Source organism: Dethiobacter alkaliphilus AHT 1 (assembly GCF_000174415.1).
In the GTDB taxonomy this organism is placed as follows: Bacteria; Bacillota; Dethiobacteria; order Dethiobacterales; family Dethiobacteraceae; genus Dethiobacter; species Dethiobacter alkaliphilus.
Genome location: NZ_ACJM01000013.1, coordinates 65,077 through 90,430, shown reverse-complemented (window position 1 = coordinate 90,430; position 25,354 = coordinate 65,077). Strand labels below are relative to the sequence as shown.

Annotated in this window: 31 protein-coding genes; 1 reads left to right on the top strand and 30 read right to left on the bottom strand. The window is 50.4% G+C overall.

Translation table 11 applies throughout. The annotated features are described in order from the left end of the window. Positions 1-72: 72 nt before the first annotated feature. From dapA to DEALDRAFT_RS11985, 15 genes are all read right to left on the bottom strand, one after another. The gene (gene dapA / locus DEALDRAFT_RS12050) at positions 73-969 is read right to left on the bottom strand and encodes a 4-hydroxy-tetrahydrodipicolinate synthase (protein WP_276324453.1); all 897 of its coding nucleotides are present in this window, start codon (positions 967-969) and stop codon (positions 73-75) included. Positions 970-1,027: 58 nt separating this feature from the next. Further along, entirely contained in the window at positions 1,028-2,245 is a 1,218-nt protein-coding gene (gene dapG, locus DEALDRAFT_RS12045; RefSeq protein ID WP_008517817.1) for an aspartate kinase, read from the bottom strand. An 11-nt stretch (positions 2,246-2,256) separates the two neighbouring features. Further along, positions 2,257-2,868, bottom strand: a complete 612-nt coding sequence (locus tag DEALDRAFT_RS12040) for a dipicolinate synthase subunit B (protein WP_008517814.1) — start codon at positions 2,866-2,868, stop codon at positions 2,257-2,259. Next, positions 2,858-3,757 (bottom strand): dipicolinate synthase subunit DpsA, encoded by a 900-nt coding sequence (gene dpsA / locus DEALDRAFT_RS12035; RefSeq protein WP_008517812.1) that lies wholly within the window; start codon positions 3,755-3,757, stop codon positions 2,858-2,860. Before dpsA ends, DEALDRAFT_RS12040 begins: the two co-directional genes overlap by 11 nt. Positions 3,758-3,972: 215 nt before the next feature. Beyond that, positions 3,973-4,461 (bottom strand): general stress protein, encoded by a 489-nt coding sequence (locus tag DEALDRAFT_RS12030; RefSeq protein ID WP_008517810.1) that lies wholly within the window; start codon positions 4,459-4,461, stop codon positions 3,973-3,975. 72 nt (positions 4,462-4,533) lie between these two features. Further along, positions 4,534-4,788, bottom strand: a complete 255-nt coding sequence (locus DEALDRAFT_RS12025; RefSeq protein WP_008517808.1) for a YlmC/YmxH family sporulation protein — start codon at positions 4,786-4,788, stop codon at positions 4,534-4,536. A 1-nt stretch (position 4,789) separates the two neighbouring features. Beyond that, positions 4,790-5,119, bottom strand: a complete 330-nt coding sequence (locus DEALDRAFT_RS12020; protein ID WP_040378991.1) for a hypothetical protein — start codon at positions 5,117-5,119, stop codon at positions 4,790-4,792. Continuing rightward, positions 5,112-5,270, bottom strand: coding sequence for a Spo0E family sporulation regulatory protein-aspartic acid phosphatase (locus DEALDRAFT_RS16550; protein ID WP_008517804.1), 159 nt, complete (start codon positions 5,268-5,270; stop codon positions 5,112-5,114). The genes DEALDRAFT_RS12020 and DEALDRAFT_RS16550 overlap by 8 nt, the downstream gene beginning before the upstream one ends. A gap of 11 nt (positions 5,271-5,281) precedes the next feature. Beyond that, complete coding sequence (dut, locus tag DEALDRAFT_RS12015; RefSeq protein ID WP_008517802.1) at positions 5,282-5,731, bottom strand: dUTP diphosphatase; 450 nt, start codon at positions 5,729-5,731, stop codon at positions 5,282-5,284. Positions 5,732-5,792: 61 nt separating this feature from the next. After that, positions 5,793-6,626 carry a VanW family protein gene (locus tag DEALDRAFT_RS12010; protein ID WP_008517801.1) on the bottom strand — a complete coding sequence of 278 codons (834 nt, stop codon included), beginning with the start codon at positions 6,624-6,626 and terminating at the stop codon, positions 5,793-5,795. Then, the gene (locus DEALDRAFT_RS12005) at positions 6,623-7,639 is read right to left on the bottom strand and encodes a polysaccharide deacetylase family protein (protein ID WP_008517799.1); all 1,017 of its coding nucleotides are present in this window, start codon (positions 7,637-7,639) and stop codon (positions 6,623-6,625) included. Before DEALDRAFT_RS12005 ends, DEALDRAFT_RS12010 begins: the two co-directional genes overlap by 4 nt. 10 nt (positions 7,640-7,649) lie before the next feature. Further along, positions 7,650-8,402 (bottom strand): polysaccharide deacetylase family protein, encoded by a 753-nt coding sequence (locus DEALDRAFT_RS12000; RefSeq protein WP_008517798.1) that lies wholly within the window; start codon positions 8,400-8,402, stop codon positions 7,650-7,652. A 103-nt stretch (positions 8,403-8,505) separates the two neighbouring features. Next, positions 8,506-9,321 carry an ABC transporter permease gene (locus tag DEALDRAFT_RS11995; RefSeq protein ID WP_008517796.1) on the bottom strand — a complete coding sequence of 272 codons (816 nt, stop codon included), beginning with the start codon at positions 9,319-9,321 and terminating at the stop codon, positions 8,506-8,508. Further along, positions 9,314-10,087, bottom strand: a complete 774-nt coding sequence (locus DEALDRAFT_RS11990) for an ABC transporter ATP-binding protein (RefSeq protein WP_008517795.1) — start codon at positions 10,085-10,087, stop codon at positions 9,314-9,316. Before DEALDRAFT_RS11990 ends, DEALDRAFT_RS11995 begins: the two co-directional genes overlap by 8 nt. A 17-nt stretch (positions 10,088-10,104) precedes the next feature. Next, the gene (locus DEALDRAFT_RS11985; RefSeq protein WP_008517792.1) at positions 10,105-11,100 is read right to left on the bottom strand and encodes an ABC transporter substrate-binding protein; all 996 of its coding nucleotides are present in this window, start codon (positions 11,098-11,100) and stop codon (positions 10,105-10,107) included. A 149-nt stretch (positions 11,101-11,249) separates the two neighbouring features. Between DEALDRAFT_RS11985 and DEALDRAFT_RS11980 the strand changes: the two genes are divergently transcribed. Continuing rightward, positions 11,250-11,549, top strand: coding sequence for an MG2 domain-containing protein (locus DEALDRAFT_RS11980; RefSeq protein ID WP_008517790.1), 300 nt, complete (start codon positions 11,250-11,252; stop codon positions 11,547-11,549). A 194-nt stretch (positions 11,550-11,743) separates the two neighbouring features. Here the strand turns inward: DEALDRAFT_RS11980 and DEALDRAFT_RS11975 are convergent, their stop codons facing one another. The 15 genes from DEALDRAFT_RS11975 to rseP all read right to left on the bottom strand — a co-directional run bounded on the left by DEALDRAFT_RS11975 (position 11,744) and on the right by rseP (position 25,350). After that, on the bottom strand, positions 11,744-13,909 hold the full coding sequence (locus tag DEALDRAFT_RS11975) for a polyribonucleotide nucleotidyltransferase (RefSeq protein ID WP_008517788.1): 2,166 nt from the start codon (positions 13,907-13,909) through the stop codon (positions 11,744-11,746). A 109-nt stretch (positions 13,910-14,018) separates the two neighbouring features. Next, positions 14,019-14,282, bottom strand: coding sequence for a 30S ribosomal protein S15 (rpsO, locus tag DEALDRAFT_RS11970; RefSeq protein ID WP_040379001.1), 264 nt, complete (start codon positions 14,280-14,282; stop codon positions 14,019-14,021). A 146-nt stretch (positions 14,283-14,428) separates the two neighbouring features. Beyond that, on the bottom strand, positions 14,429-15,361 hold the full coding sequence (locus DEALDRAFT_RS11965; protein ID WP_008517785.1) for a bifunctional riboflavin kinase/FAD synthetase: 933 nt from the start codon (positions 15,359-15,361) through the stop codon (positions 14,429-14,431). A gap of 11 nt (positions 15,362-15,372) precedes the next feature. After that, positions 15,373-16,257 (bottom strand): tRNA pseudouridine(55) synthase TruB, encoded by an 885-nt coding sequence (gene truB, locus DEALDRAFT_RS11960; protein ID WP_008517783.1) that lies wholly within the window; start codon positions 16,255-16,257, stop codon positions 15,373-15,375. Next, positions 16,254-17,213 carry a DHH family phosphoesterase gene (locus DEALDRAFT_RS11955; protein ID WP_008517780.1) on the bottom strand — a complete coding sequence of 320 codons (960 nt, stop codon included), beginning with the start codon at positions 17,211-17,213 and terminating at the stop codon, positions 16,254-16,256. Before DEALDRAFT_RS11955 ends, truB begins: the two co-directional genes overlap by 4 nt. After that, positions 17,206-17,574, bottom strand: coding sequence for a 30S ribosome-binding factor RbfA (rbfA, locus tag DEALDRAFT_RS11950; protein ID WP_008517779.1), 369 nt, complete (start codon positions 17,572-17,574; stop codon positions 17,206-17,208). Before rbfA ends, DEALDRAFT_RS11955 begins: the two co-directional genes overlap by 8 nt. A 27-nt stretch (positions 17,575-17,601) precedes the next feature. Beyond that, positions 17,602-17,883 (bottom strand): DUF503 domain-containing protein, encoded by a 282-nt coding sequence (locus DEALDRAFT_RS11945; protein WP_008517777.1) that lies wholly within the window; start codon positions 17,881-17,883, stop codon positions 17,602-17,604. Positions 17,884-17,885: 2 nt separating this feature from the next. Next, positions 17,886-20,138, bottom strand: a complete 2,253-nt coding sequence (gene infB, locus DEALDRAFT_RS11940; protein WP_008517775.1) for a translation initiation factor IF-2 — start codon at positions 20,136-20,138, stop codon at positions 17,886-17,888. A 49-nt stretch (positions 20,139-20,187) separates the two neighbouring features. Continuing rightward, positions 20,188-20,490: a L7Ae/L30e/S12e/Gadd45 family ribosomal protein gene (locus DEALDRAFT_RS11935; RefSeq protein ID WP_008517773.1), complete on the bottom strand. Its 303-nt coding sequence runs from the start codon at positions 20,488-20,490 to the stop codon at positions 20,188-20,190. Continuing rightward, positions 20,483-20,764 (bottom strand): RNase P modulator RnpM, encoded by a 282-nt coding sequence (gene rnpM / locus DEALDRAFT_RS11930; RefSeq protein ID WP_040378989.1) that lies wholly within the window; start codon positions 20,762-20,764, stop codon positions 20,483-20,485. The genes DEALDRAFT_RS11935 and rnpM overlap by 8 nt, the downstream gene beginning before the upstream one ends. After that, positions 20,748-21,938: a transcription termination factor NusA gene (nusA, locus tag DEALDRAFT_RS11925; RefSeq protein WP_008517769.1), complete on the bottom strand. Its 1,191-nt coding sequence runs from the start codon at positions 21,936-21,938 to the stop codon at positions 20,748-20,750. The genes rnpM and nusA overlap by 17 nt, the downstream gene beginning before the upstream one ends. Before the next feature lie 24 nt (positions 21,939-21,962). Next, the gene (gene rimP, locus DEALDRAFT_RS11920) at positions 21,963-22,418 is read right to left on the bottom strand and encodes a ribosome maturation factor RimP (protein ID WP_008517767.1); all 456 of its coding nucleotides are present in this window, start codon (positions 22,416-22,418) and stop codon (positions 21,963-21,965) included. Positions 22,419-22,589: 171 nt separating this feature from the next. Next, positions 22,590-23,234 (bottom strand): glycosyltransferase family 2 protein, encoded by a 645-nt coding sequence (locus tag DEALDRAFT_RS11915; RefSeq protein WP_008517765.1) that lies wholly within the window; start codon positions 23,232-23,234, stop codon positions 22,590-22,592. Between the two features lie 5 nt (positions 23,235-23,239). Next, complete coding sequence (gene ispG, locus DEALDRAFT_RS11910) at positions 23,240-24,313, bottom strand: flavodoxin-dependent (E)-4-hydroxy-3-methylbut-2-enyl-diphosphate synthase (protein WP_174258573.1); 1,074 nt, start codon at positions 24,311-24,313, stop codon at positions 23,240-23,242. A gap of 23 nt (positions 24,314-24,336) precedes the next feature. Beyond that, on the bottom strand, positions 24,337-25,350 hold the full coding sequence (rseP, locus tag DEALDRAFT_RS11905; RefSeq protein WP_008517762.1) for an RIP metalloprotease RseP: 1,014 nt from the start codon (positions 25,348-25,350) through the stop codon (positions 24,337-24,339). Positions 25,351-25,354: the final 4 nt, after the last annotated feature.

Genomic DNA, 25,354 nt, shown 5'->3' with positions numbered 1-25,354 from the left:
AAATATGGGTTCAGTTGCAAGTTTGCGCATTATTAGCAATAAAAAACCGTGCAGCGCACGGTTTTAGATAAATTAAAGATATCCAAGTCCCGTCAGGACGTTATCAATTTCCTTACGCTCACTGTCGGTCAGCTCCACCAAAGGCAAACGCACCGGGCCAAGGTTATGACCAAGCAGGTTAAGGGCGCCTTTCACCGGGCAGGGATTTGGACTGATAAACATCACATTAAAAAGCGGCAATAAACGTAAATGTAATTGCAGCGCAGTGGCAGTGTCTCCTGCATGATAGGCTGAAATCATTTTCTTCATGTCTTTGCCGGCCACATGGGCTGCCACCGAGACAACACCAGAGCCGCCCACCGCCAAAACCGGCAGCGTCATACAGTCGTCACCGGAATAAACGGCAAAATCCTGCGGGGCTTTTTTGCGGATGAGAGCCATTTGTTCCAAGTCTCCGCTGGCTTCCTTGATGGCTACCACATTGGGTAATTCAGCCAGTCGTAAAGTAGTTTCTGCCGACATATTAACTACCGTTCTGCCCGGAACATTATAGAGCATTACCGGCAGTTCGGTCTCTGCTATAATGGTGGCAAAATGCTGATAAATACCTTCCTGGGAAGGTTTATTATAATAAGGGACCACCAACATGACGCCATCCACACCGCATTCAGCAGCCAACCGTGTCAGCTTTACCGCCTGTGCGGTATTGTTGGAACCGGTCCCGGCCACAACTTTTGCTTTACCTTTAACAGCCGATACCACAGTACGGTAGAGCTCCAGTTTTTCCTCCTGTGTAAGGGTGGGGGATTCACCGGTTGTTCCTGCCACTACCAGGGCATCAGAGCCGTTTTCAACCAGATGTCTTGCCAATTCTGCTGCTTTTTCATAATTTACTTCTCCGTTTTCCTTAAACGGAGTAACCATAGCTGTAACCAGTTCTCCAAAGGGCGCGGTTAAAATAAGGTTCACCTCCCGTAAAATGCCATAAAGATATTATAGCAAACGGAGTCTATTTTTTCAATCAAAGTTATTCGTTTAAATTAAATTCCAAATGGAGCGCCTTAACGGCGGCAGCCACCCGGTTCTCCGGAATCAGGCAGGAAATATTAAGGTGCGAGTCGGCAGTCTGCAAAATATCGGTCTGTGCCTTGTTCATAGCGCTTACTACCCGGGCCATAACCCCGGGAATCCCCCTCATGCCGGCGCCCACCACAGATACTTTAGCGTATCCGGCATTAACGATGGCTTCATACCCCAAAGAAGCTATAATACTTTTGGTTTGCTCCGCAGCGGCGGCGGGCACGGTAAACGCCTTCTCCTGCGGAGAAAGGTTAATCAGATCAATACTGATTCCCGCATCTGACAGCTCTTGCAGCATGGTTTCTATTTCTTCACCGGAGGCTTGGGGGGCCAGAACTCTTGCCTGGGCCAGACCGGTGACATGGGTAATACCATTTACCACCTTTTCACGGGAAATAAAAGACTTATCCAACTGAGGCTTTTTGTGGGTCACCAGTGTTCCGCTGTCATATGAACCGGTTTTTTTCAGCCTAAGAGGCAGGTTATACTGCAAGGCAATATCTACCGCCCGGGGATGGATAACCTTAGCGCCTTCCCGGGCCATCTGCAGCACTTCCTGATAGCCGATGTTACCAATGGGTTTTGCCTCGGGAACTATCCGGGGATCGGCGGTCATGATGCAGTCCACATCTGAGTAGATTTCCACCACTTCTGCTTCCATGGCGGCTCCCAGGGCAACCGCTGTGGTGTCAGAGCCCCCGCGTCCCAGGGTGTTAATTTCCCCTTCTTCACTACTTCCCTGGAAACCGGCCACGATAGGAACATGACCGTCTTGTGCCAGGCGCAGGATTTTTTCTTTTTTAATGCGGATAATTTCCGCCTGGCCAAAAACTCCGTCGGTGACGATTCCCGCCTGAGCACCGCTTAGGGCCAACGCCTTTACTCCGTGGGCCCCCACCTGTGCTGCCAGCACCGCCGCCGAGATCAACTCCCCGCAGGAGAGAACAAGATCCGTCTCGCGGAGAGGAAAAGAGGGTGCAATCTCCCTGATAAATTCCAGTAAAGTATCGGTGGCATAGGGGTCCCCTTTTCGGCCCATGGCGGAGACCACCACCACCGGAGTGTACCCCTCTGCTTTGGCAGCTAAAATATGTTCAATGGCTTTTTCCCGTAATTCCTTGCTACTCAGTGAGGAGCCGCCGAATTTTTGTATTATTAAGCGCATATATCCACCTACTATCGTTTTAACTCAAATTCTTCCTCTGCCAGGTTAATCAGCATGGGTTGCAGCTGCCTGCCTTCCAATGCTGCCAAAATAGTGGGCAGCAACAGATCCATTTTTGCCACCAGCGAATTGGGTTTGCTAAACGGACTGTCCTGGCCAAACGGAACCATGTAAACATTCTTGAAGCCCAGGAGGATGCCAATATTTTTGGCATTTAAACCCAGTCCGTCATTGGTGGAAATGGCCACAATCACCGGTTTCTGGTTACGCAGCTGGGCTTTGGCACCCATCAGTACCGCAGTATCGGTTATACCGTTGGCCAGTTTGGCCATAGAATTACCGGTACACGGCGCAATAACATAAGCATCCAATTCACTCTTGGGGCCCAATGGCTCCGCTCCGGAAATGGTGTTGATAATTTTATGTCCCGTTGTTTTTACCAGCCTTGTTTTCCATTCGGTGGCATCTCCAAACCGGGTATCGGTTTGATCTACAGAGGGCGAAATAATGGGGTAAATTTCGGCACCCTCTGCCAATAACTTTTCCAGTTGTGGAAACATCTTCTCCAGGGTACAGTGAGAACCGGTCATGGCAAAACCAATTTTCTTGTTCTTAAGCCTCATTATGCTCTCCTCCTTTCCCCATTTCAGTAATAATGTGCGGGTAAACCCTGGCCAAAATATTACCGGCACTTTTGGGAGCCACTTTGCCGGGCAGGCCCAGGGCTAAAAAGGTCTTCAGCCCCAAACGTTTGGCTGCGGCAAAATCTGTCCCTCCGGGCTTTGATGCGATGTCGATAACCAGAGCTTCTTTGTTTACACCGCCTAAAACTTTATCTGTTAATACCATGGCCGGCACAGTATTAAAGATAAAGTCAAAATCACCTATCCGCTCTGAGATTTTAGCCAAATCCAGCTGTGCAAATCCTAAGGTTTCGGCCTGTGCCAGCACTTCCCGCCGGCGGGCTCCCACCGTCACCCGGGCCCCTAAAGCAGCTAAAGTTTTGGCCAGCGGCATACCGCAGCGACCAAAGCCGATTACAAGCGCCTTGCTGCCGTGGATGGTAACATCGCTTTCCCGCATAGCCAGCTCAATTGTTCCTTCAGCGGTGGGCACCGCATTATAAACGGCTAATTCATCCATTTCAGCGGTAAGGACAACACGAATTTTTCTTTCTTCCAAAAAAGCCAGTGTTTCCGTGGGCATTCTGCCGCAGATAAGTAACAATCCTGGTCTGAATAACGGGCTTAAATTATCCAGAAACAGTTTTTCTTCAGCGTAGGTAGCATAGATGGTGCCGTCGCTGTTTACCCCGGGCAGAGGCAAAATCACCACATCGGCAAATTCCGGTTTCCCTTTTTGTAAAGTTGCATCCTTTGGTAATGCACACTTTTCAAAACCACACAACCATACATCGGCCCCGGCTTTTTTCAGTTGTTCTGCCAGGATGACATCCCGGGCGTCACCACCGGCAATCACTATCCGCCAGCCGGCCAGGCTGATGTTCTGCACGCACTTCCCTCCTTTGACACTAGTAATTTAATATATGAATAAAGACACAAAAAGCGTGACAAACTTGGCAGCGTAAAAAAGCACGCTTAAGTTCCTTTAACGCGTGCTTTTAATACTGGTTACCTTAGCAGCTTCGCTAACTGCGAAGCGTTATAGTTTCCTGCCGGCAAAAAAAAAAATCCGGCTTAAATAGCCGGATTTTTTGGGAATTTTTTTTAGTCATGTGAATTGACTTCAAAGGCACCGTTTTCGCGGAAGATTGAGCTTACCTCTTCGGACATCTCTTCATCTTCCGATTCGGCTGCCACCAGGATACTACCTTTGTGAACTTCCTTCTCATAGCGCTCCCCTTCTTCCTCAGGGATGCCATAATCAATCAGCCCGCCTGCGATACCGCCGGTAACAATTCCGGTCAGCGCGCCGGCCAGAGGACCGGCGGCAATGATGGGGCCGATTCCCGGTATCAGCAGAGCGCCTGCCCCGGCCAAAAGCCCGGTAAGGCCTCCAATGGCGCCGCCGGTGGCGGTGCCGTCGGCCAGGTTCTGATTTTCATAGCTGACGCCCTCTTCGCCGCCACCTTCTGCTTCCTCATTTTTGGCTACCAATGATATATCCTGATCATCAAAATCACGTGCTCGCAGCTCACGTATAGCTTCTTCCGCCTGTTCCTTGGAGCGGAATAAACCAACAACGGTTTGCGACATGTTGTAACCTCCTTTTTTATCGATACTGTTTTTCTTCCTTAGTATCGGCTGTAAAAAAGGTCATTATTCATGTCACGTATGTTTACGGCTGCTTCGTTCCGGCGAAATATCCACTATCATCACTTCATCGCCGATTTTTTTTATAGATGTCCAGGGAATTACCAGTTCCCGGCCCGAACGGGGCTTCATTCCTTTGGGGGAAATAATTATGGATTTAATACTGCCGGTCTCATCGTCAATAATTAAATCAGAATCGCCCACAAAGCCAAGCCGGGCACCATCATGCAAATTTATAATTTCCTTCCGGGATAAACGGGATAATTCCAAATCAAGAGCCCCCTTTTATTTTGTCCATAACCTGCAGCAAAAGCGGCTGTACCACAGAGAATAAAAGTGCCAAAAAAGCCAGGGGTTCCATTTTTATACCATAAATATTCCATTTATCGGCAACGTCCATCTGCAAAAAAGATACTAACAAAACAAGGGAAAGATAAATACCGCCCGCTGTGGCAATTAAGTCCTGCAGCGCCTGGGAGAACGGTGACGGCTTGGCATGCTCCGGGACCTCCTGCGTTAAGCGCTTCTTATTCTGAACCCGCAACAGCAGGGACAACGCCAGCAAAAACAGAATGAACATCAGCGCTGTCAAGTTATACATGCCTCCTACGCATAATTTTTAAAACCAACTCATCCAGTTCTTCACTTTTGCAAAGCACTTCCGGATTACAAAGCTCCCCCTGGTTTTTGTAGAAAGTATGTAACAACTCCTGTTGCAGTTTTTCCAGCAAGGCCTGTTCACAGATGTCCATCAGCAGACCTCCTATACGCCGGTATGGCCAAAACCTCCTTTGCCACGGGCCGTATCCGGCAGTTTTTCGCATTCGGCCAAATCCGCCCGGGTGAGTTTTGCCAAAACCATCTGGGCGATTCGGTCTCCCCGGGTAATAACAAACGGTTCGCGGCCCAGATTGGCTATAATCACTTTCACCTCTCCACGGTAGTCGGCATCCACGGTGCCCGGGCTGTTTAAAACAGCAATGCCCTGTTTCAGGGCCAGGCCGCTGCGGGGGCGTATCTGCACTTCACAGCCGCGGGGAACCGCCATCTGCAACCCGGTGGGAATCAGTGTGCGGTTGCCCGGCAAGAGCACTACAGGCTCATCAAGGGCGGCCAGGATATCCATACCTGCCGCATCGTCGGACATATACCGGGGCAGCGGCAGGTCTGCTGCATGGGGAAGTTTGTGAACAAAGAGCTTTGCCGTATCCATAAGTTTATTGCTCCTTTACCGTTTTTCCCCAAGGTTACCCTCTTTAAGAAAAGTTGTCAAGCTACTGACTCCAAAGCTGCACCCATACATGGCCGCCGCCGGCACCGGAGTGAATTTGGATAAACTTATCCGTGGAGTTGCGAAATTTAAAATCAAGGTAATCGGTCACCGTGGCATCCCGCCCCGGCCTCACATACCCCACTTGAATACTGTGTGGATACCTCTCTATTATTTCCAAATCGGCAGCCAGAGCAGCATTGTACACTGTGGTAGCCACCTGACAGACTCCACCGCCGATTCCCGTTCCTCCCACAATTGGTGCCATGCTGTAGCCGCGCTCAAAGGTACGGGGGCCGGTTACCTTGTTAAAGGAAAATACATCTCCCGGTGCCAGAATTGTGCGGTTCATATATTTGGCAGCCACATACAGGTTATCTGAGCGCCCCGCACTGCCGCCGCCGCTGGTGCTAAAAGAAGCAATTTTCTGGTCTATGGACTTAAATATCTCGGAAGTGATTTCCGGCTCCAGGTTTATTACCGCCAGCTCTACCCTTTCTCCTTTTTCTGCCTCCATTACCCGCCGCACAGTGGTGTACACATCCACCTGACGTCCCCTGACTTCAGGGATAATGCGGTCATTATTCGGGTCGTAGCGGGCGTTTTGAGGAGCCCGGTCCATGGCATCGGCCATCTTCTGCACCCGCTTTAGCACTTCTTTTTCCAGCATCCCCTCCATGGGAATGGCCTCCAGCATTACGCCGGAATTTACGCCGGCCTGGTAGCGCTCCACAGCCAGCTTAACGGTAAACACCACCGTAACCACAATAAGTAATATAAGAACACTAACGGTGATATTGGCTATGCTAAACTTACCGGTATGATTTCTGTTTATCAAGGCTCAGCCACATCCTTTTCCGGCCTGGAAGGGCTTAACAGCTCTGCCAGCGTTACCGGCTCCAGACCCCTGCTGCGCAGCTGGGGAATAACCTCCCGCAAAAAGTCCGCCGTTTGTTCTGTGGGGTGCATCAGAATCAGACTGCCGTTTTGTGATTTGCTGAGTATTTTATCTACCATAACATCCACGCCGGGAAGCATCCAGTCCACCGTATCCACCGTCCACAGAATGAGCCGGCAATTTTCCTCTGCCGCAGCTTTGAGGACATTGGCGTTTAATTCTCCTTTATGCGGGCTAAAATAGGCCGGCCGTTTACCGGTGAGCTCTTCGATGGCGTCATTTGCCGCTTTGATATCTTCTTTGGCCTGGTCATACGTAGCATTGGCCATGCTGATGGCATCTGAATAGCCATGATTGGCCACAGCAAAACCTGCGTCCACAATACTTTTAGCCTCCTCCTCATTGGCCCGGGCCCAGCGCCCCACCAAGAAGAAAGTGGCCTGTGCTTTTTCCTGTTCCAACACATCCAGCATTTCCTGCAAATATTCATTACCCCAGGCCACATTTACCAGGAAGGCCACCTGAGGTTTTGCGGGATTTCCCTGATACAGCGGCCTTTCCGGAAAGTCAGCCAAAGTAACCGCTGCGGGAATCTCCCTGTACACCGGCTGCACTTTTGAATTCTCTTCTGCTTCCACAATCTGCTGCAAAGTAGCAGCCACATCCACTTCCAGGCCGCTTAACTCCGGGATGACGCCGTTTGTTTCCGGATCAAGCACCGCCTCAACGGGAGGGATGGCCTTTTCTTCAGCCAACCGGTTAATCACCGTTTCTGCTTCCTGTGGTGTAAGCCCCCCCAGGTTACTGCCGGCAAAAAATACGTTCTGCCGAATGTTTTTTGGGTAATGGTTTATCCGGCGGTATCCCTGGAAAACCAAAAGCAGCATCCCCAACAAAATTATAATGACTATTAACTGCCTGCCGTTTAGGACGTTAAAATAACGGTAGCGCATCTTTTTCACCTCATTTTTCCTTCTCCAACAGTTGGGTAACCGGGAGAATCTCATATTCCTGCATCTTCAGGCTCTGGATTATTACCGGAAGTGCATCTACCGCCTGGGTGGCATTGGTGTGAAAAAGAATTATGGCACCGTTATGAACCCGTTTAATAACCCGGGTAATAATCTTATCCACGCCGGGGTCAAGCCAGTCATGGGGGTCCACGCTCCAGAGCACCGTAGTGTATCCCCGGTCGGAAATGTAGTCGTAGACCTCCTGATTAATCTCGCCGTACGGAGGACGGAACAGCTGTGTCTGGACATTTAATTCTTCCTGCAGCGCCTCTTCCATCAGAGCAAATTCCTTGCTTAGTTCCTCTTCATTTAACTCCGTCAGACGCTTGTGCGCATAACCGTGGTGTCCGATTTCATGTCCCCGCAACAGTATTTCCCGGGCCAAATCCGCATTATTACGCAGCCAGGTACCTGGTAAAAAGAATGTGGCCTGAACTTCATAGCGGTCCAGAATATCAAGGATTCTTGGCAGCTCACCGGGCTGCCAGACAGCATCAAAGGTTAATGAAACCGCCTTTTCGTCGGTGGCGACATGATAGTAGGCTCCCGAAATGGTGGGGGAAAATACGCCCTGTGTTATTTGTCTGTGCAGCACAAAGGAAAGCACGATCAATACTGCCACCACCGCCAATAAAACCCGCTGTTTACGTTTTTTAATTCTCTTGTCTCTTATCATCTCACACCTTCTTCCGGTGGCTTTCATTGAATAAACCTGCTGCTCATCTTTATAATTGTTATGCCCTGCTGTGCGTAAAGATGCACAGCAAAAAGCCCGGCTATGCCGGGCCACAAGTATTTATTAAATATTAACGCCATTTCATAGCAAACTTTTCCAATAACACCACTCCCTGATACATAACGGCAGCAGCTACCGAAAGAATGATAACTCCTGTCATGACCAAATCCAGCCTGAAAACCTGGCCGCCATAGACTATCAGATAGCCCAAACCGGCTCGTGACACCAGAAACTCGCCCACAATGACGCCCACCCAGGACAGGCCCACATTAATTTTCAGAGCGGAAATAATGGTGGGAACGCTGGCCGGCAGAATCACTTTCTTCAAGATCTGCCAGCGGCTGGCACCAAAGGATTGCAGCAGTTTGATCTTATTGGCATCTACCTGGGAAAAACCGCTGTATACTCCTAAAATTGTTACCACCACCGAGATGAGCAGGGCCATGGCAATAATAGCCGTCATTCCCTGTCCTGCCCAGACGATAATTATTGGTCCCAGAGCAATTTTAGGCAGGCTGTTTAAGACCACCAGGTAGGGGTCCAGCACCGCTGAAATGAATTTAGACCACCATAGGATGACAGCGATTACAGTGCCTATCACCGTTCCCAGGGTAAATCCCACCACTGTTTCAAAAACAGTTATCCCGGTATGCATATACAGGTTTCCTTCATTATGAAGAGATACCAGGGTACGCATTACCCGGCTGGGCTGACTGGTGATAAACGGGTCGATCCAGCGCTGGGTTGCCGCCACCTCCCAGAGGGCGATAAATCCCAACAGCAGCAGAATTTGCACCGCGAAGATCTGCAGGCGGTAAATCCTTTGGCGGCGTAAATACTCTTTATGCTCGGGGGACACGAAGGAGTCAGAGCTGCGCTCAGACATGAATATCCAACTCCTTCCAGATGGTATTGAAGTAATCTTTAAATTCCACCGCATCACGGCATTTAATAGGTGTATTCACTTCACAGGTGAGAACAACATCATGAATGTTCTTGATGGTTCCCGGCCGCTTGGTGAACACAACCACACGGTTAGCCATGCTGATGGCCTCGGCGATATCATGGGTTACCAAAACCGTCGTTTTCTTTTCCTGCACAATAATTTCTTTAACCTCATCGGCCACCACAAGGCGGGTCTGATAATCCAGTGCAGAAAAAGCTTCATCCAAGAGAAGAATTTTGGGATTAATGGCCAGCGTACGTATTAAGGCAGCACGCTGGCGCATTCCCCCCGAAAGTTGACTGGGGTAAGCATTGCGAAACTCATAGAGTCCATAGCGCTGCAAAAGCCTTGTGACAAACTCCAGAGTTTCAGGGTTGATTTTGTTTTGCACTTCCAGTCCCAAAAGTACATTTTTCCAAATGGTTCGCCACTCAAACAACTGATCACTTTGCGGCATATATCCCACCATAGGTGTGGGCCCCAAAACTTTTTTGCCGTTTACCACCACTTCTCCTTCTGTGGGTCGAATGAGGCCCGCCACAATATTTAACAGAGTGGATTTCCCACAGCCGCTGGGGCCTACAATGCTGATAAACTCTCCGGGATAGATGTCCAGAGAGAAATCCTTAAGGGCAGCGGTCTCCCCCTCAGGGCTGTGGAATCTCATGCCGATATTTTTGATTTTCACCAGTGGTTCTGCCCCCATGGCTCTCTCCTTCCAAATTATTTAATGGCCTCCAGAGCAAAATCATTTGTCACCAGATCTTCATAGGGAGCTCTCTTTTCCAACTCTCCTGCCATCTCCATCACATCCTGCATACGGTTATAGGCTTCTTCGCTAAATACCGGGGTATCTGCCCAGGCGTCAATTTCTTTATAACGTCGGGCAACGTTGGTCAGCACCTCTTCATCGGCGTCAGGAAACGATGAACGAATAACCCGGGCTATTTCCTCCGGCTCGTTCTCCATTACCCAAACCTGGCCGCGATAAATGGCATCGGTAAACTGCTGCACCAACTCGCTGTTGTTCTCCAGAAAGCTTTTGCGGGCAGAGAAAACAGTATACGGTATCTCACCGCTGTCTTTACCCACCGAAGCCACCACAAAGCCCACGCCTTCCAGCTCCAGATTGGTGGCCACCGGCTCAAACAAGGTGACAAAATCACCTTCACCGCCGGTAAAGGCGCCACCCATCAGGGCAAACTGTATGTTGGTAATTAACTCCACGTCTTCACCCGGTGTAATCCCCTGATTTTTCAGCACATACTCCAGCGTCATCAGCGGCATCCCCCCGGGACGGCCACCGATAATGCTTTTGCCCCGGACGTTATCCCAGACAAAATCCGGGTCCGGTTCCCGGGCCATCAGAAATGAGCCATCCCGCTTGGTTAGCTGCGCAAAATTTACAGCGTAATCATCCTGCCCCTGATTGTAAACGTAGATTGTGGCCTCCGGCCCCATAAAGCCGATGTCGGCCTGCCCCGATAACAGAGCGGTCATAACATTATCTGCGCCCTGTCCGGTGGTTAATTCCAGTTCAATGCCTGCTTCCTCGAAAAAACCCAGGTTAATTGCAGCATACATGGGCGCATAGAAAACCGAGCGAGTCACTTCATTTAACCGCACTTTGGTCAGATCGTCCTGCCCGCCGCAACCGGTAAACACCACCGCCACCATCACCAAAATCATAAAAACAACCAAAAACCTACCGCTTTTCATGTAACAGCTCCCCTCCAAATGATTAAACTTCATATTATAATATTACAGGTGCAAAAAACTGTGAGCTGCTTAATTTAGACACCATTTTTGCAATAAATTCATATATATAACTGTAAACTTTCTTTTCATTACGTAAGGGAGGAGCACGTATGCAACAGCCTATTAAATTATCAGCCAATACTAACCAATCCAGCTATGCAGCCATGGAAGCGGTAACAGTCACCATTTATGCCCGCCGAAACGGAGACCCTGCTCCCAGTGAACAAATCAGCCTGGCGGTTTTTCGCCCCACAGGAACCAGGACTTACCGGACTAAAGTCCATACCGACAAAAACGGTATTTGCCACACTGTATTTCATCTGGACGCCCGGGACATCACCGGCAGTTACTCCGTGGAAGCACGGGCGTCCGACGGTTCACTGGCCCTCACATCTTTTCTGGTCATTTAAAAAAGGCGCTCGCTTATCAGTACCGGTTTTTGCTGCAGATTTGCTAACTGAAATGTTCAATTTTCCGACCGATAGAACACAAAAACAGCCATAAAAAGTACACCTCCAAATGTCAGATATGTGTCTAACATTTGGGGTGCACTTCAAAGAGATGGCTGTTTTTCTACTCCCAAAAAAAAGAACATAAACATAGTTTATGTTCTTCTTGGACGCCTGTCTCTGTCGTTGGAGCGTCTTCTGTCGTCACGGCGCTGCGGCGGTTCTTCTTCCACCATTTCACCCTGTGCGTTGGGTATAGCGGCACGACGGGAAAGGTCAATCCGTCCCCGATCATCGATACCGATAACCTTAACAGGGATTTCATCGCCAATGTTGACCACGTCTTCTGTCTTTTCCACCCGCTCATGAGCCAGGCGGGAGATATGGACAAGCCCGTCTTTGCCGGGGAGAATTTCCACAAAAGCGCCGTATTTCTCAACGCGGGTAACCTTACCGGTGTACACTTCGCCGGGCTGCACTTCTTTGGTGAGAGACTCAATCATCTCCAGTGCTTTTTTACCACTTTCGGGGCTGACCGCGGCAATGTAGATGGTGCCGTCCGGTTCAATATCGATATCCGCATCGGTTTCAGCTACGATCTTATTGATCATTTTACCGCCGGGCCCGATAACATCGCGAATTTTATCCGGATTAATATTAATGGTCATAATCCTTGGAGCATGAGGTGACAGCTCTTTGCGGGGCTCAGGAATCACCTCTGTCATTTTATTCATGATGTGCATATAGCCGTCCTTGGCCTGTTGTAAAGCCTTGGTGAGAATTTCACGGGAGAGGCCTTTAATTTTGATATCCATCTGCAGCGCAGTAATTCCTTCAGGTGTACCGGCCACTTTAAAGTCCATATCTCCCAGGAAATCTTCCATCCCCTGAATATCGGAGAGAATAGCCACATCGTCGCCTTCCACAATCAGGCCCATGGCCACACCGGAAACGGGCTTTTTCAGCGGCACACCGGCGTCCATCATGGACAGGGTGGAACCGCAAACACTACCCATGGAAGAAGAACCGTTGGACTCCACAACCTCTGATACCAGACGTATAGTATAAGGGAAATCTTCTTCAGAGGGCAGCACCGGGACCAAGGCCTTCTCAGCCAGAGCACCGTGCCCGATGTCGCGACGGCTGGCGCCGCGCATAAAGCCTGCCTCACCCACACTGTAGGGCGGGAAATTATAATGGTGCATGTAGCGCTTTGATTCTTCCAGTCCCAGACCGTCCAGGCGCTGCACTTCACCGGGAGCACCTAAGGTACAGACATTGAGCACCTGGGTTTGTCCGCGGGTAAAGAGGCCGGAACCATGAGTGCGGGGCAGAATACCCACCTCACTGGTAACGGGACGAATTTCATCGGACTTGCGGCCGTCGGGCCGCAGGTTTTCCTTTAGGATCATGGTGCGCATGGTTTCCTTGACCAAATTCTCGAAAGCCACCTTGACGTCCTTTTCATTTTCAGGGAAAATTTCGGCAAAATGCTCTATGGTTTCTTTCTTTGCTTCTGAGATAGCAGTCTCACGGGCGTGCTTCTCAATGGTGCGTACAGCCTGAGCCACTTTATCGCTGCAGAACTGCCGCACCTGCTCTGCTACCTCTGCATCGGGCTGAAATACATTAACTTGCATTTTTTCCTGGCCAACTTCAGCCACCATTTGCTCCTGCAGAGCCACAATCTCCTTGTTGGCATCGTCACCGGCCATAATTGCCTCCAGAACCTCATCTTCTGTCAGTTCATGGGCTCCCGCTTCCACCATCATAATACCGTCTTTAGTGCTGGCTACCACCAGATGCAGCTTCGATTGCTCAGCCTGTTCCTGGTTCGGGTTAATCACCGGCTTACCGTCTATCCAACCCACCACCACCGCACTGAGCGGTCCGGCAAAGGGAATATTGGAAATAGACAGGGCCGCCGAGGCACCCACAATGGAAAGCACTTCAGGAGGGTTGTCCTGGTCCACCGATAAAACCGTGGTAACAATATGTACGGCGTTACGGAAACCCTTGGGGAATAACGGACGGCACGGACGGTCTGTAAGGCGGGCGGACAGAATGGCCTTTTCCGTGGGACGGCCTTCACGTTTAATGAAACCGCCGGGTATCTTGCCCACTGCATATAATCGTTCTTCATAGTCCACCGTCATGGGGAAAAAGTCCACCCCTTCACGGGGCTCGGCCGAAGCAGTGGCGGTGGACAAAACAACGGTGTCACCGTAACGGAGCACCACGGAGCCGCTGGCCTGCTTGGCAATGCGGCCGGTTTCAATGCTTAATTCTCTGCCGGCCAACTGCATTTTGTAAACCTTCATACCATACATCCTCTCTCATTTTCGCCACAGTTGTGTGGCATCATAATTTTCTGTGTAAAAAAAGCGGGGTTTCCCCCGCTTTTTTATCACAGATATACGCACCGGGAAACTATTTACGCAATTTAAGCTTGGCCAAAATAGTGCGGTAACGCTCGGCATCAATTTTCTTCAGATAATTGAGCAAACCACGACGCTGACCAACCATTTTCAACAGGCCGCGACGGGAATGATGGTCTTTCTTATGCTCTTTTAAATGCTCTGTCAGATAGTTGATCCTTTCTGTCAGCAGAGCAATCTGGACTTCCGGAGAACCGGTGTCGTTGTCATGAAGACGATGTGTATTAATCACATCCTGTTTGCGGGTTGTATCCATGCTCATGCTTTCACCTCCTTTATTTTTCTACCCCCTTAAGCCAAGACAAACGTCGGAGAAACTCGATTACCCGAGCTTAAGGTTAACAAGACAAATTGTATCATAATAATACTGCCGGCGCAAGAAAATACAGTAATTGTAGCATTTCAGGCCTTGGCAATAATGGTTCGCGCCAAATCGATATCATTTCTGATTTGTGCCCTGAGAGCTTCAGGTCCGGAAAAGGCCTTCTCTTCTCTGATTTTTTGTATAAATTCCACCATTAATTCGTGGCCGTAAAGATTTTTTTGCGTGTCCAGCAAATGTACTTCCACCGAAGGCTCTGTCTTGCAGAATGTGGGACGTTTCCCCACATTGGTCACTGCCCAGAATCGTTCTTCACCCAGCAGGGCTTTGGTAAGATAAACGCCGTGTGCAGGCCTGATGATTTCACAGGGCACCTGCAGATTTGCGGTGGGGAAACCAAGAGTACGTCCACGGCCGTCACCGTGGACCACTTCTCCCCGTAAATAAAAGGGGTAGCCCAACATATCGGCGGCGGCCTCTACCCTGCCTTCCAATAAGAGCTTTCTCACTGCGGTACTGCCCACAGGTTCACCATGGACCGATACCGGATTCACCACTTCCACAGTAAACCCCAGTCTCTCTCCCAGAAGCTTTAATTCCGCGGGGTTACCCAAACCACGCCGGCCAAAGGAATAATCAAACCCCACCACTACACCGGAGACACCCAGCTTGCCGTGCAGGACTTCTGTGGCAAAAGATTCCGGCGGCATACCGGCAAATTCGCGGTTAAAGGGATGTACAATGACATAGTCAACACCCACCTGGCCCAGCATATGAATTCTGTCCTCCATGGTCATTAACAGCGCAGGAGCTTTATCCGGTGCCAAAACTGAAAGAGGATGGGGCGAGAAAATAAGCACTGCGCTTTTGGCACCATGCTTTTTTGCTGTCTTCACCGTGGTGTTTATAATCTCACGGTGGCCAAGGTGGACTCCGTCAAAATTTCCCAGCGCCACCACTGCACATCCGTCACATTTTTTTCTAAATGATTGAATCCCCTGAATAATTTCCATAACTTCACCGTTTAATCCTTATTAAAAACTTTTTCCGGTTTCAGCCGGCCCTCTTTGATGCGACCTACGGCAAGAAACTGTTGCTTCTCAGCGTAAATCCGCACCAGGCTTCCCTCAGACAAATCAACTGTATCCAAAGAAATGGTATTGCCGTTTGCCACACGCCCGGCCTGTTGGTGCGATAAACTTATGGCGGGCAAATGGCCCAAAGCTGTATCGGCACTTAAAAGCACAGCGGACAATGATTCTTTCTGGCCCAGCGCAGACAACTCTTCCAAAGTAAAGCTGTCCTGAAGCAGAAACGGCCCTACCCCGGTACGCAACAGAAAAGACATGTGCCCCACTGTGCCTAGTTTTTCAGCAATTTCCCGGCATAGTGTCCGCACATAGGTGCCCCGTGAGCAGGCCACATCAAAAGTGATTTTTTGCTTGTCCACCTGCAACAGTTTCATACTGTAGACGTGAATTTCCCTGGCTTTGCGGTCCACTTCCCCACCCTGTCGGGCCAGTTCATATAATTTTTTTCCTCCCACTTTAACTGCTGAATACATGGGAGGTATCTGGGTTTGCTGCCCCACAAAGCTGCTTAAAACCTTGGTAATTTCCTGCTTATTTAAAACAGGGACGGCCTGCTCTGCCACCATCGTGCCCGAAGCATCTTCGGTATCTGTTGACTTTCCCAGAGTAAGTTCGGCACGATATACCTTATCCATGTGCAGCACATATTCGGAAACCCGGGTAGCCTGTCCCAGACAAACAGGCAAAACTCCGGCAGCGCCGGGATCCAGGGTTCCGGTGTGGCCGATACGGCGCATACTGCTCAAACGCCGCAAGAAGCTGACTACATTGTGGGAGGTCATTCCCGGTGGTTTGAGAATGTTAATAATTCCGTTCATTGATACACTTCCTGCTCCACTGCCGCCAATACGGTTTTGCGTGCATCGGCAAGCTTCATGTCCAAAGAGCACCCGGCTGCCCGGGCATGTCCACCGCCGCCCAGTGCCTGGGCCACTTTACCCACGTCGGCATTGTGAGAGCGAAGGCCCACCTTCACGGTTTTATCTGCCTTTTCCCGGAAAAAAAGGCCGACGTCCACACCTTGAATATTTTTTGCGTAATTTACAATACCGTCCAAATCCTCATCCCCGGCGCCGCAGAGCTTTATTTCCTTTTCGGTTAAAGCCATCCAGGCCACTTTGCCGTCGGCGTTAAACTCCAGTGAATTTAGCGCTTCCCGCAGAACACACACCGCAGTGCGTGAGCGGAGATCAAAGACACGGGGTGTAATCTCCCTGGGGGAGGCCCCGGCCTCCAGCAAATGAGCGATGACACGGTGTGTCCGGGCCGTGGTATTTTCATATTTGAAAGAGCCGGTATCGGTGCTGATGGCCACATAAAGGGCGGCTGCCACCGCCGGATCCAGCGGTGCTTCCAGGACTGAAAGCAGCTCATAAACAATTTCACCGGTGGCAGAAGCTTTTTCATCAACATAATTTATCCGGCCAAAAAGATTGTTGGTGGGATGATGGTCAATGTTAATGATTATCCGCTCTTTTATCTGTTCCCAGACCGGTGCGACCCGGTCCTGATCACTGCAATCAAGGGTTACCACGCAATCAAAGTCGGCCCCGGGCAGTTCCCCGGAGACAATCAGCTCTGCTCCTGTCAAAAAACAGAATCGCTTTGGCACAGGATCAGCTGAAAATAAAGTGACATTCCGGCCCAACTGCCGCAAAGCATATCCAAGGCCCAACAGAGAGCCGATGGCATCTCCGTCGGGTTGAATATGTGTGGTCAAAAGAATATTGTTTGCAGACTTTAACCGGGCGGCAATCTCCTGCAGGCTACTCACCGGATTGACCTTCCCCGCCGGGATTTAAATCCGCCAGAATTTTGTTGATATGGGCACCGTATGCTATTGATTTATCCAGGTGAAAAGAGATTTCCGGAGTATGGCGCAGGCGGATGCGTTTGCCGATTTCACTGCGAATAAAGCCCACAGCACGGGAAAGCGCAGACAATGTTTCCTGCTGCTCTTCTTCGCTGCCCAGCATACTGATAAAAAGTTTTGCGTGTCGAAGGTCCCGGGTTACCGCCACATCTGTCACACTGATTAGGCCTGTCACCCGCGGATCTTTGATTTCAGTTCGCAGGATACTGCTAACTTCCCGCTTTATCTCTTCGCCCACCCGGTGGGCACGTTGATCCGTCATCTAAATCCCTCCAATGTTTCCGGCTTTTTAGAGGATTTCCATATCTGTTTTGGTTACCAGAACGTCCGGATTTTGCTCAATATAGTTTAGCACCTGTTCCAACGAACGATGCATCAGCGCGCTGCTGCCGGAAATTCCGGCAATCCCCAGCACCGCAGACTGCCACTTATCCTGATCTCCCACCTCGGCAACAGAAATATTAAACTTCTGCCGCAGACGGGCTATCAGTGATTTCAATACCGCTCGTTTCTCTTTGAGAGAATGAATGCCGGGAAGGCGCAAAGTTACCGTAAGAATACCTATGGCCATGACTACGCCGGCTGAACCTGCTCCATGGTATAGGCTTCGACAATGTCGCCTTCTTTATAATCATTGAACTTTTCCAAAAGAATTCCGCAGTCATAACCTGTCTGCACTTCCCGTACGTCATCCTTAAAGCGTTTCAAGGTATCCATTTTACCTTCATGAATAACAATGCCGTCGCGGATTACGCGGACATCGGCATTTCTGGTTATCTTGCCTTCCAGCACATGGCAGCCGGCAATGGTACCCAACCGGGAAACCTTAAACAGATGGCGAACCTCCGCCTGGCCAAGAACCACTTCCTTAAACTCAGGTGCCAGCATGCCGGTCATGGCCGCCTTTACGTCCTCCAGCGCTTCATAAATTACCCGATACAGACGCAGTTCCACGTCTTCGCGCTCCGCCATCTTGCGGGCGCTGGGTTCGGGACGCACATTAAAGCCGATAATAATGGCATCAGAAGCAGAAGCCAACATCACATCTGATTCGGTTACAGCACCCACTCCACCGTGAATCACCTGCACCCGTACTTCATCATTGGACAGTTTGAGAAGCGATTCTCGCAGCGCTTCCACCGAACCCTGCACATCGGCTTTGGCAATAATATTTAAGTCTTTGCGTTCCCCTTCCTGAATCTGACTGAATAAATCATCCAGGGAAACCTTGGCAGACTTTTTCAACTCCACTTCGCGACGCTTGTCGGAGCGTTTTTCGGAAATCTGTCGAGCCATTTTATCGTCGGTGACCACCTGCAGCATATCGCCGGCTTCCGCCACGTCGTTTAAACCTAAGATTTCCACCGGTGTGGCCGGACCCGCCTTTTCAATGCGATTGCCGCGGTCATCCACCATGGCCCGCACCTTGCCGTAGATGGTTCCGCAGATGATGGAATCTCCCACTTCAATGGTGCCGTCCTGAATCAATACGGTGGCCACCGGGCCCCGTCCTTTATCCAGCTTGGCTTCCACCACTGTACCCAGAGCCGGTTTATCGGGGTTGGCTTTCAACTCCGCCATTTCGGAAACCAGAAGAATCATCTCCATTAGAGTATCCAGGCCTGTGTGCTTTAAGGCAGATACGTCCACAAAGACGGTGTCGCCGCCCCAATCTTCGGGAATCAGCTCATATTCGGCGAGCTGCTGCTTAACCCGGTCCGGATTGGCGTTAGGTTTATCAATCTTATTCACCGCGATAATAATGGGTACATCGGCGGCTTTAACGTGGTTAATGGCTTCCACCGTCTGCGGCATGACGCCATCATCGGCGGCCACCACCACAATGGCAATATCTGTTACCTGAGCTCCGCGGGCACGCATGGCTGTAAATGCTTCGTGTCCGGGGGTATCAAGAAAAACTATCTTCTTGTCGTTATACTCAGCCTGGTAAGCGCCGATATGCTGAGTAATACCGCCGGCTTCCTGTGAAGTCACATTAGCCTCACGGATGGCATCAAGCAGCGAGGTTTTACCATGGTCAACGTGGCCCAGAATGGTAACCACCGGCGGGCGGGGACGAAGATCTTCTTCTTTGTCCTCCTCTGTTTCCACCAGCTTCTCCTCCAGGGTATCCACCTTAACTTCAACCTCAAAACCCTGTTCTTCCGCCAGCATTTTGGCAATATCGGTATCCACAGCCTGGTTAATGGTTGCCATTACTCCCAGGCCAATCAGTTTACTGATAACGTCCGAAGCACTAACTCCCATTTTATCAGCCAGCTCACCTACGGTGATGCGGCCTTCTAAAACCACAGTCCGTTCCTGTCTTTCCTGTTCGGACAGAAGACGGGCTTCACGCCTTGCCTTGCGCTCCCTTTTATCAACCCGTTTTTTCCCCCGGCGTTGCTGTTTCTGTTTCTTATCGCGGGGGCCTTGGCCGGGCGCTGCGCTTTTGGGTCCGCGTTGTTGCTGCGGCTTGGCCTGCGGCTTGGCCTGTGGTTTGTTTTCCGTTTTTTTTCTGGGTTGATCCTTTTGCGCCCCAGCGCCCTGGGCCTTTTTTGCTTCGGCAGCCTTAGGGGCTTTACCGCCGTCTTTTTTGGGCGGCTGAGGTTTGTTTTCCTTTTGTTTCTGTGCCTGAGCAGGCGGTTGTGTGGCGGGAGCCTCACCTTTACCGGTAAGCTGATAGGTAATCCGCTTCACAGCCTCTTCATCCACCACACTCATGTGGTTTTTAACTTCAAAGCCAATATCGGCTAATAAGTCAATAATTCTTTTACTTGGAACATCCAACCTTTTTGCCAGTTCATACACTCGGGTTTTTCCCATATACTACACCTCCATTAGTTTTGCCTCCTTAAAACAGTTGGTCAATGAATTACGATAGAAAAAGTTCTTTTAACCTGTTCGCAAAGCCATCATCCAGTACTGCTACAGCGGAACGGGGCGATGTACCTAAAGCCATGCCCAGCTCCGTCTTGTCCTCTACACGGACATAAGGCACACGGTAATACGTGCATTTATCAATATATTTTTTTGCAGTGGCTGCACCGGCATCTTCTGCCAGAATCAAAAGCTTGGCACGGCCACTGCGAATGGCAGAGAGATTTGCTTCTTCCTGCATGGATAATTTGCCGGCACGGCGGGCCATGCCCAGAAGTGAAAGTGCTTTCTCAGACATCACCATCATCCTCCGGTAGTTTAGCAGCTATCTCCTGCACCACGGCGGGAGAAACAGGGTGTTTCAGACTGCGCTCAATCCGCTTTCCTTTGGCCGCCGCCTCCAGACAGCTTCGTTTTTGGCAGATGTAGGTGCCGCGGCCCGCTTTTTTGCCGGAAGGGTCCATCTCCACTTTCCCCTCCGGAGTACGAACAATCCGCACCAGTTCCCGCTTATTTTTTTGTTCCTGACAACCAATACAGGTCCGCAGTGGTACTTTACGGGGTTTCATCATCCTCATCTCCCTTTTCGGGACGGTATACCGCTTCAACAAGTTCATCCGGTACTCCGGGAACGGTGTTTTCCGGATCAATAACATCTTCATCATTGCCGAAAAGCTCGCTTCGTTCCTCCACCGGCAGCCCTTGCCGCTCAGCAGCCTGGCTCTCACTGGTGATATCGATTTTCCAACCTGTAAGCTTTGCCGCCAGCCTGGCGTTTTGCCCCTCTTTGCCAATGGCCAGAGAAAGCTGATAATCGGGAACTACCACGCTGGCCACTTTTTGTTCCTGATGCAGAGATACCGACATCACTTTAGCCGGTGAAAGGGAGTTGGCCACAAAAATCACCGGATCCTCATCCCACTTTACAATATCTATTTTTTCACCGCGCAATTCGGTAACAATTGCCTGTACCCTTGCTCCTTTGGGGCCCACGCAGGCGCCCACCGGGTCCACATCCTTATTTTTGGAGTAAACAGCCAGTTTAGAGCGGTACCCGGCTTCACGAGCCACAGACTTAATCTCCACGGTACCGTCAAAAATTTCCGGAACTTCCAGCTCAAACAGTCTCTTTAACAGGCCCGGGTGTGTCCTGGAAACAAAAATCTGCGGTCCCTTGGAGGTTTTCTTCACTTCTGTGATATAGGCTTTTACCCGTTCACTCTGCCTGTAATCATCGCCGGGCATCTGCTCGGTGGGCAACAGTACCGCTTCAGTCTTGCCCAAATCCATAATCACATTTTTCTGCTCCATGCGCTGAACAATACCGGTGATGATATCCTCTTCACGATCGATATATTCGTCGAAAACAATTTCCCGTTCAGCTTCGCGAATCCGCTGAATCACAACCTGCTTTGCAGTCTGGGCGGCGATCCGGCCGAAATTTTTCGGAGTAACCTCTTTTTCCACAATCTCTCCGGGCTCATAGCGGGAATCTATCTTCTGGGCATCCTGCAAAGATATTTCCAGTTGTGGATCGTTTGACTCCTCTTCCACCACTTCCAGCCGGGTATAAACTTTTATCTCCCCGGATTCCCGGTTCAGCTGCACACGAACATTGGCGGCAGCATTAAAGTTGCGCTTATAAGCAGATACCAGTGCCGCCTCAATTGCTTCAAACAGCACCTCTTTTTTTACACCTTTTTCTTTCTCAATGGCATCCATGGCCGCCAAGAATTCTTCATTCATAATCGTACCTCCCTCCATTGCCCCTTATATGAAAGCCAGGTTTGCTTTGGCAACCTGGGTTCGGGGAATTCTCACTAAGTTATTGTTCTCAACTTCCAGAAGAATTTCTCCTTCTTCCAATCCACGCAGTATGCCGCCATACTTTTTTTTGCCCTCCAGCGGCGCAAAAAGCTTAATGGACACCGGCTTCCCGGCAAACCGCACAAAATCCTCATCCTTTTTTAGCGGACGTTCTATGCCCGGTGAGGAAACCTCTAAATGATAACTCTGTTCGATGGGGTCCACCCGGTCCAGTTCATCACTTAAGGCATGGCTCATCTCCTGGCAGTGGTCCAGGGTGATGCCCCCTTCCCTGTCGATAAACACTCGCAGAATCATTTGGCTGCCTTCCTTGACGTATTCCACATCCACCAGTTCAAAACCCAGCTTCTCCGCCAAAGGATCGGCAATAGCCGTGACCCTCTCTGCAATATTTGACACCACAGTCCCTCCATCATTAAAAGATATGTACTTCTTTTAGTTTGTGTAATTTGTGCAGAAATTAGCAATGGTGCGTAACAAAACGGAAGAGTGGGCGGGCCCACTCTTCACGAAGTGATTAGTTATATTTCACAAGTATTTTACCACAACTGGAAACAAACCGCAAGTAACTCACTTAGGACTGTCGATCCGGGCATAATAACGGACAATTTCCCAATACATCTTCATTCTGGCCGCAAAGCCCTTAAAAACTCCCAGCTTCTCTTCTTTGGTCACATGGGTAAGATCGTCCAGAAAGACCTCCCGTACCGGCAGGTTCCGGGCCTCAACCAATCTGGTTATGGCCACCTCCACACCAAAGCGGGAAATGTCTAAATCATCAACGGCTTCCAGCACATCACGGCGCACCGCCCGCTGCCCTGAAAGATAAGGTGCTACCTTCTGTGCCAAATCGGTGGCCACCCGGCCGTTTTCAAATAGCCCGATACTCATCACCGTATCATTGTTGGTTACCGGGTCCAAAAGCTGCTCCACATGATCTGTGCGCAAACCAATAAGATCCGCATCCAAAAAAAGCACCACATCGGCACGGCTGCGGTCCAGGCCGGCCTGAATGGCGCCACCTTTACCGCGGTTTTCATCCAGGTTCACCAATGTAACCGCCGAGTACTGTGCCACCACCTGGGCAGTTTGATCCGTGGATCCGTCGTTTACCACAATCACTTCTTCTATGCGCGGGACCTGTCCCAGAACTTCCAAAACGCCGCCTATGGTTTTTTCCTCGTTATAAGCGGGAATGATGGCGATTATTCTCATTGAAACTACCCACTTCCCTTTTGCCTGCCCGCCAGAAAATCGTGCAGATATGTCATAAATTCATCAAGCAGCTGCTCCTGCGGGACTTTGCGGATAATTTTTCCTTCACGAAAGATTAAGCCCTGATTTTTTCCGCCGGCGATGCCCAAATCCGCTTCCCGGGCTTCGCCGGGGCCGTTAACCGCACATCCCATCACCGCCAGGGTAAGGGGTTCTTTGATATGGGCGATGCGCTCCTCCACTTCTTTGGCCAGCTCCATTAAACCAATCTGGCAGCGCCCGCAGGTGGGACATGACACAATCCGGGGGCCAAAACGGCGCAGTTCGCAAGCCGTAAGGATTTCTTTGGCTACCGGAATTTCTTTTGCCGGGGGAGCTGTGAGGGAAACACGCAGAGTATCGCCAAGCCCGTCCAAAAGCAGGGCACCGATACCCACCGCAGAAAACACGGTTCCGCCAAACTGGGAACCGGCTTCGGTAACACCTATATGCAGCGGGTAATTTACTTCTTTTGCCAATAATCTGTAGGCCGCCACCGTCAGTGGAACCGACGAAGCTTTAAGGGATACCACCACATCGGTAAAACCCAGTTTCTCCACCAACCCGATATGATCCAGCGCAGACTCCACCATGGCTTCCGGTGTAGCTTTGCCGTATTTGGCTAAAAGCCGCTTCTCCAGAGAACCGGCGTTTACACCGATGCGGATGGGTACCCGCTTTTCCCCGGCCAAATCAACCACCTGGGCCAGCCGCTTCTCTCCGCCGATATTGCCCGGGTTTATCCGCAGCTTTGCCACCCCGGCGTGCAGTGCCGCCAGAGCCAGGCGATGATTAAAATGGATATCGGCCACCACCGGCAAAGGGGATTGAGCCACTATTTCCGGCAATGCGTCCGCTGCTGTTTCATCGGGCACAGCAACGCGGACCAACTCACACCCGGCTGCAGCCAGTTCATTAATTTGCTCTAAAGTTGCTGAAACATCAGCTGTGGCTGTGTTTGTCATGGACTGAATCACAACAGGCGCACCGCCACCAATGGTTAGCGGCCCCACCTGCACCGCTTTGGTATCCTTCCGCAAAAACATCGGTGCGCTCCTTTTTGTTAGAAAATATTTAATCTGACCAAGTCATTAAATGTAACGACCAACATTAACAGAATCAGCATGGTAAAGCCGATAAAATGCACAAATGATTCTTTCTGCGGATCGATGGGTTTGCCCCGGACTCCCTCCAGCAGCAAAAACATCAGCCTGCTACCATCCAGTGCAGGAATGGGCAGCAAATTGATAACGCCCAGATTCAGGCTGATAAGTGCCGCCAGGGAGAGCACTTCGGTCATACCGGTTCGGGCCACCTCACCTACCATGCCAATAATACCAACCGGACCCATAACATCGGGGGCGATGGCACCGGTGATCATTTGCGCTATACTGGTTACAAAAAACACCAAGACACTGAAGGTGTACGTCACACCTTGGCTAAGAGAGGCAAAAAGAGCATACTTGCGATATTCAGGCCCGATGCCAATTAACCCCACTCCGGCATCCGGATCTTCTTTGGGGGTAACGCGGACCGACTGACTTTCCCCTTCACGGATGAACTCGATGGTGATCTCCTGCTCCGGGTGGGCATGAATTCGGGAAGTTATCTCGAACCAATCATCCACCGGTTCACCGGCAACGGAAACTATCCGGTCTCCTTCCTGCAGTCCCACCTGCTCTGCGGGAGCTCCTGGTTCAACTGTCCTGATAACGTTGGTGGGTACCCCCCAAAACGCAAAAAATATCAATGAAAACAACAGTACGGCCAGAATCAGGTTCATAATGGGGCCGGCGGCAATAACGGCAAAACGACTCAGAACGGATTTCTGCTGAAAGCTGCCTTCTTCATTGCTTTCTTCCGGATCTTCTCCCACCAGTCGCACAAAACCTCCCAGCGGAAACGCCCGCAGGGAGTAGTCTGTCTCTTCTGAACGCCAGCTAAAAAGCTTAGGGCCAAAACCGATGGCAAATTCATACACGCCGATGCCCACTTTTTTAGCCACTGCGTAATGTCCCAGTTCATGAAAGAAAATCAGAACGCCAAAAATCAGAATCGAAGCAACAAATGTCAGCATTGTT

What these genes read in the sequence shown, in the direction of transcription:
- DEALDRAFT_RS12030 (WP_008517810.1), bottom strand. Translation starts at nt 4,461, where the DNA reads ATGTCGCAAACCGTTGTTGGTTTATTCCGCTCCAAGGAACAGGCGGAA.
- DEALDRAFT_RS11985 (WP_008517792.1), bottom strand. Translation starts at nt 11,100, where the DNA reads ATGAAAAGCGGTAGGTTTTTGGTTGTTTTTATGATTTTGGTGATGGTG.
- infB (WP_008517775.1), bottom strand. Translation starts at nt 20,138, where the DNA reads ATGGGAAAAACCCGAGTGTATGAACTGGCAAAAAGGTTGGATGTTCCA.
- DEALDRAFT_RS11935 (WP_008517773.1), bottom strand. Translation starts at nt 20,490, where the DNA reads ATGTCTGAGAAAGCACTTTCACTTCTGGGCATGGCCCGCCGTGCCGGC.
- DEALDRAFT_RS11975 (WP_008517788.1), bottom strand. Translation starts at nt 13,909, where the DNA reads ATGAAGGTTTACAAAATGCAGTTGGCCGGCAGAGAATTAAGCATTGAA.
- DEALDRAFT_RS11990 (WP_008517795.1), bottom strand. Translation starts at nt 10,087, where the DNA reads ATGGGGGCAGAACCACTGGTGAAAATCAAAAATATCGGCATGAGATTC.
- DEALDRAFT_RS11995 (WP_008517796.1), bottom strand. Translation starts at nt 9,321, where the DNA reads ATGTCTGAGCGCAGCTCTGACTCCTTCGTGTCCCCCGAGCATAAAGAG.
- DEALDRAFT_RS12020 (WP_040378991.1), bottom strand. Translation starts at nt 5,119, where the DNA reads ATGTATAACTTGACAGCGCTGATGTTCATTCTGTTTTTGCTGGCGTTG.
- rpsO (WP_040379001.1), bottom strand. Translation starts at nt 14,282, where the DNA reads ATGGATACAACCCGCAAACAGGATGTGATTAATACACATCGTCTTCAT.
- DEALDRAFT_RS12005 (WP_008517799.1), bottom strand. Translation starts at nt 7,639, where the DNA reads ATGCGCTACCGTTATTTTAACGTCCTAAACGGCAGGCAGTTAATAGTC.
- DEALDRAFT_RS11915 (WP_008517765.1), bottom strand. Translation starts at nt 23,234, where the DNA reads ATGAGAATAATCGCCATCATTCCCGCTTATAACGAGGAAAAAACCATA.
- DEALDRAFT_RS11980 (WP_008517790.1), top strand. Translation starts at nt 11,250, where the DNA reads ATGCAACAGCCTATTAAATTATCAGCCAATACTAACCAATCCAGCTAT.
- nusA (WP_008517769.1), bottom strand. Translation starts at nt 21,938, where the DNA reads ATGAATGAAGAATTCTTGGCGGCCATGGATGCCATTGAGAAAGAAAAA.
- rbfA (WP_008517779.1), bottom strand. Translation starts at nt 17,574, where the DNA reads ATGACGGATCAACGTGCCCACCGGGTGGGCGAAGAGATAAAGCGGGAA.
- DEALDRAFT_RS11945 (WP_008517777.1), bottom strand. Translation starts at nt 17,883, where the DNA reads ATGGCCATAGGTATTCTTACGGTAACTTTGCGCCTTCCCGGCATTCAT.
- DEALDRAFT_RS12000 (WP_008517798.1), bottom strand. Translation starts at nt 8,402, where the DNA reads ATGAAAGCCACCGGAAGAAGGTGTGAGATGATAAGAGACAAGAGAATT.
- rseP (WP_008517762.1), bottom strand. Translation starts at nt 25,350, where the DNA reads ATGCTGACATTTGTTGCTTCGATTCTGATTTTTGGCGTTCTGATTTTC.
- DEALDRAFT_RS12040 (WP_008517814.1), bottom strand. Translation starts at nt 2,868, where the DNA reads ATGAGGCTTAAGAACAAGAAAATTGGTTTTGCCATGACCGGTTCTCAC.
- dut (WP_008517802.1), bottom strand. Translation starts at nt 5,731, where the DNA reads ATGGATACGGCAAAGCTCTTTGTTCACAAACTTCCCCATGCAGCAGAC.
- DEALDRAFT_RS16550 (WP_008517804.1), bottom strand. Translation starts at nt 5,270, where the DNA reads ATGGACATCTGTGAACAGGCCTTGCTGGAAAAACTGCAACAGGAGTTG.
- dapG (WP_008517817.1), bottom strand. Translation starts at nt 2,245, where the DNA reads ATGCGCTTAATAATACAAAAATTCGGCGGCTCCTCACTGAGTAGCAAG.
- rnpM (WP_040378989.1), bottom strand. Translation starts at nt 20,764, where the DNA reads ATGATGAAACCCCGTAAAGTACCACTGCGGACCTGTATTGGTTGTCAG.
- DEALDRAFT_RS11965 (WP_008517785.1), bottom strand. Translation starts at nt 15,361, where the DNA reads ATGGAAATTATTCAGGGGATTCAATCATTTAGAAAAAAATGTGACGGA.
- truB (WP_008517783.1), bottom strand. Translation starts at nt 16,257, where the DNA reads ATGAACGGAATTATTAACATTCTCAAACCACCGGGAATGACCTCCCAC.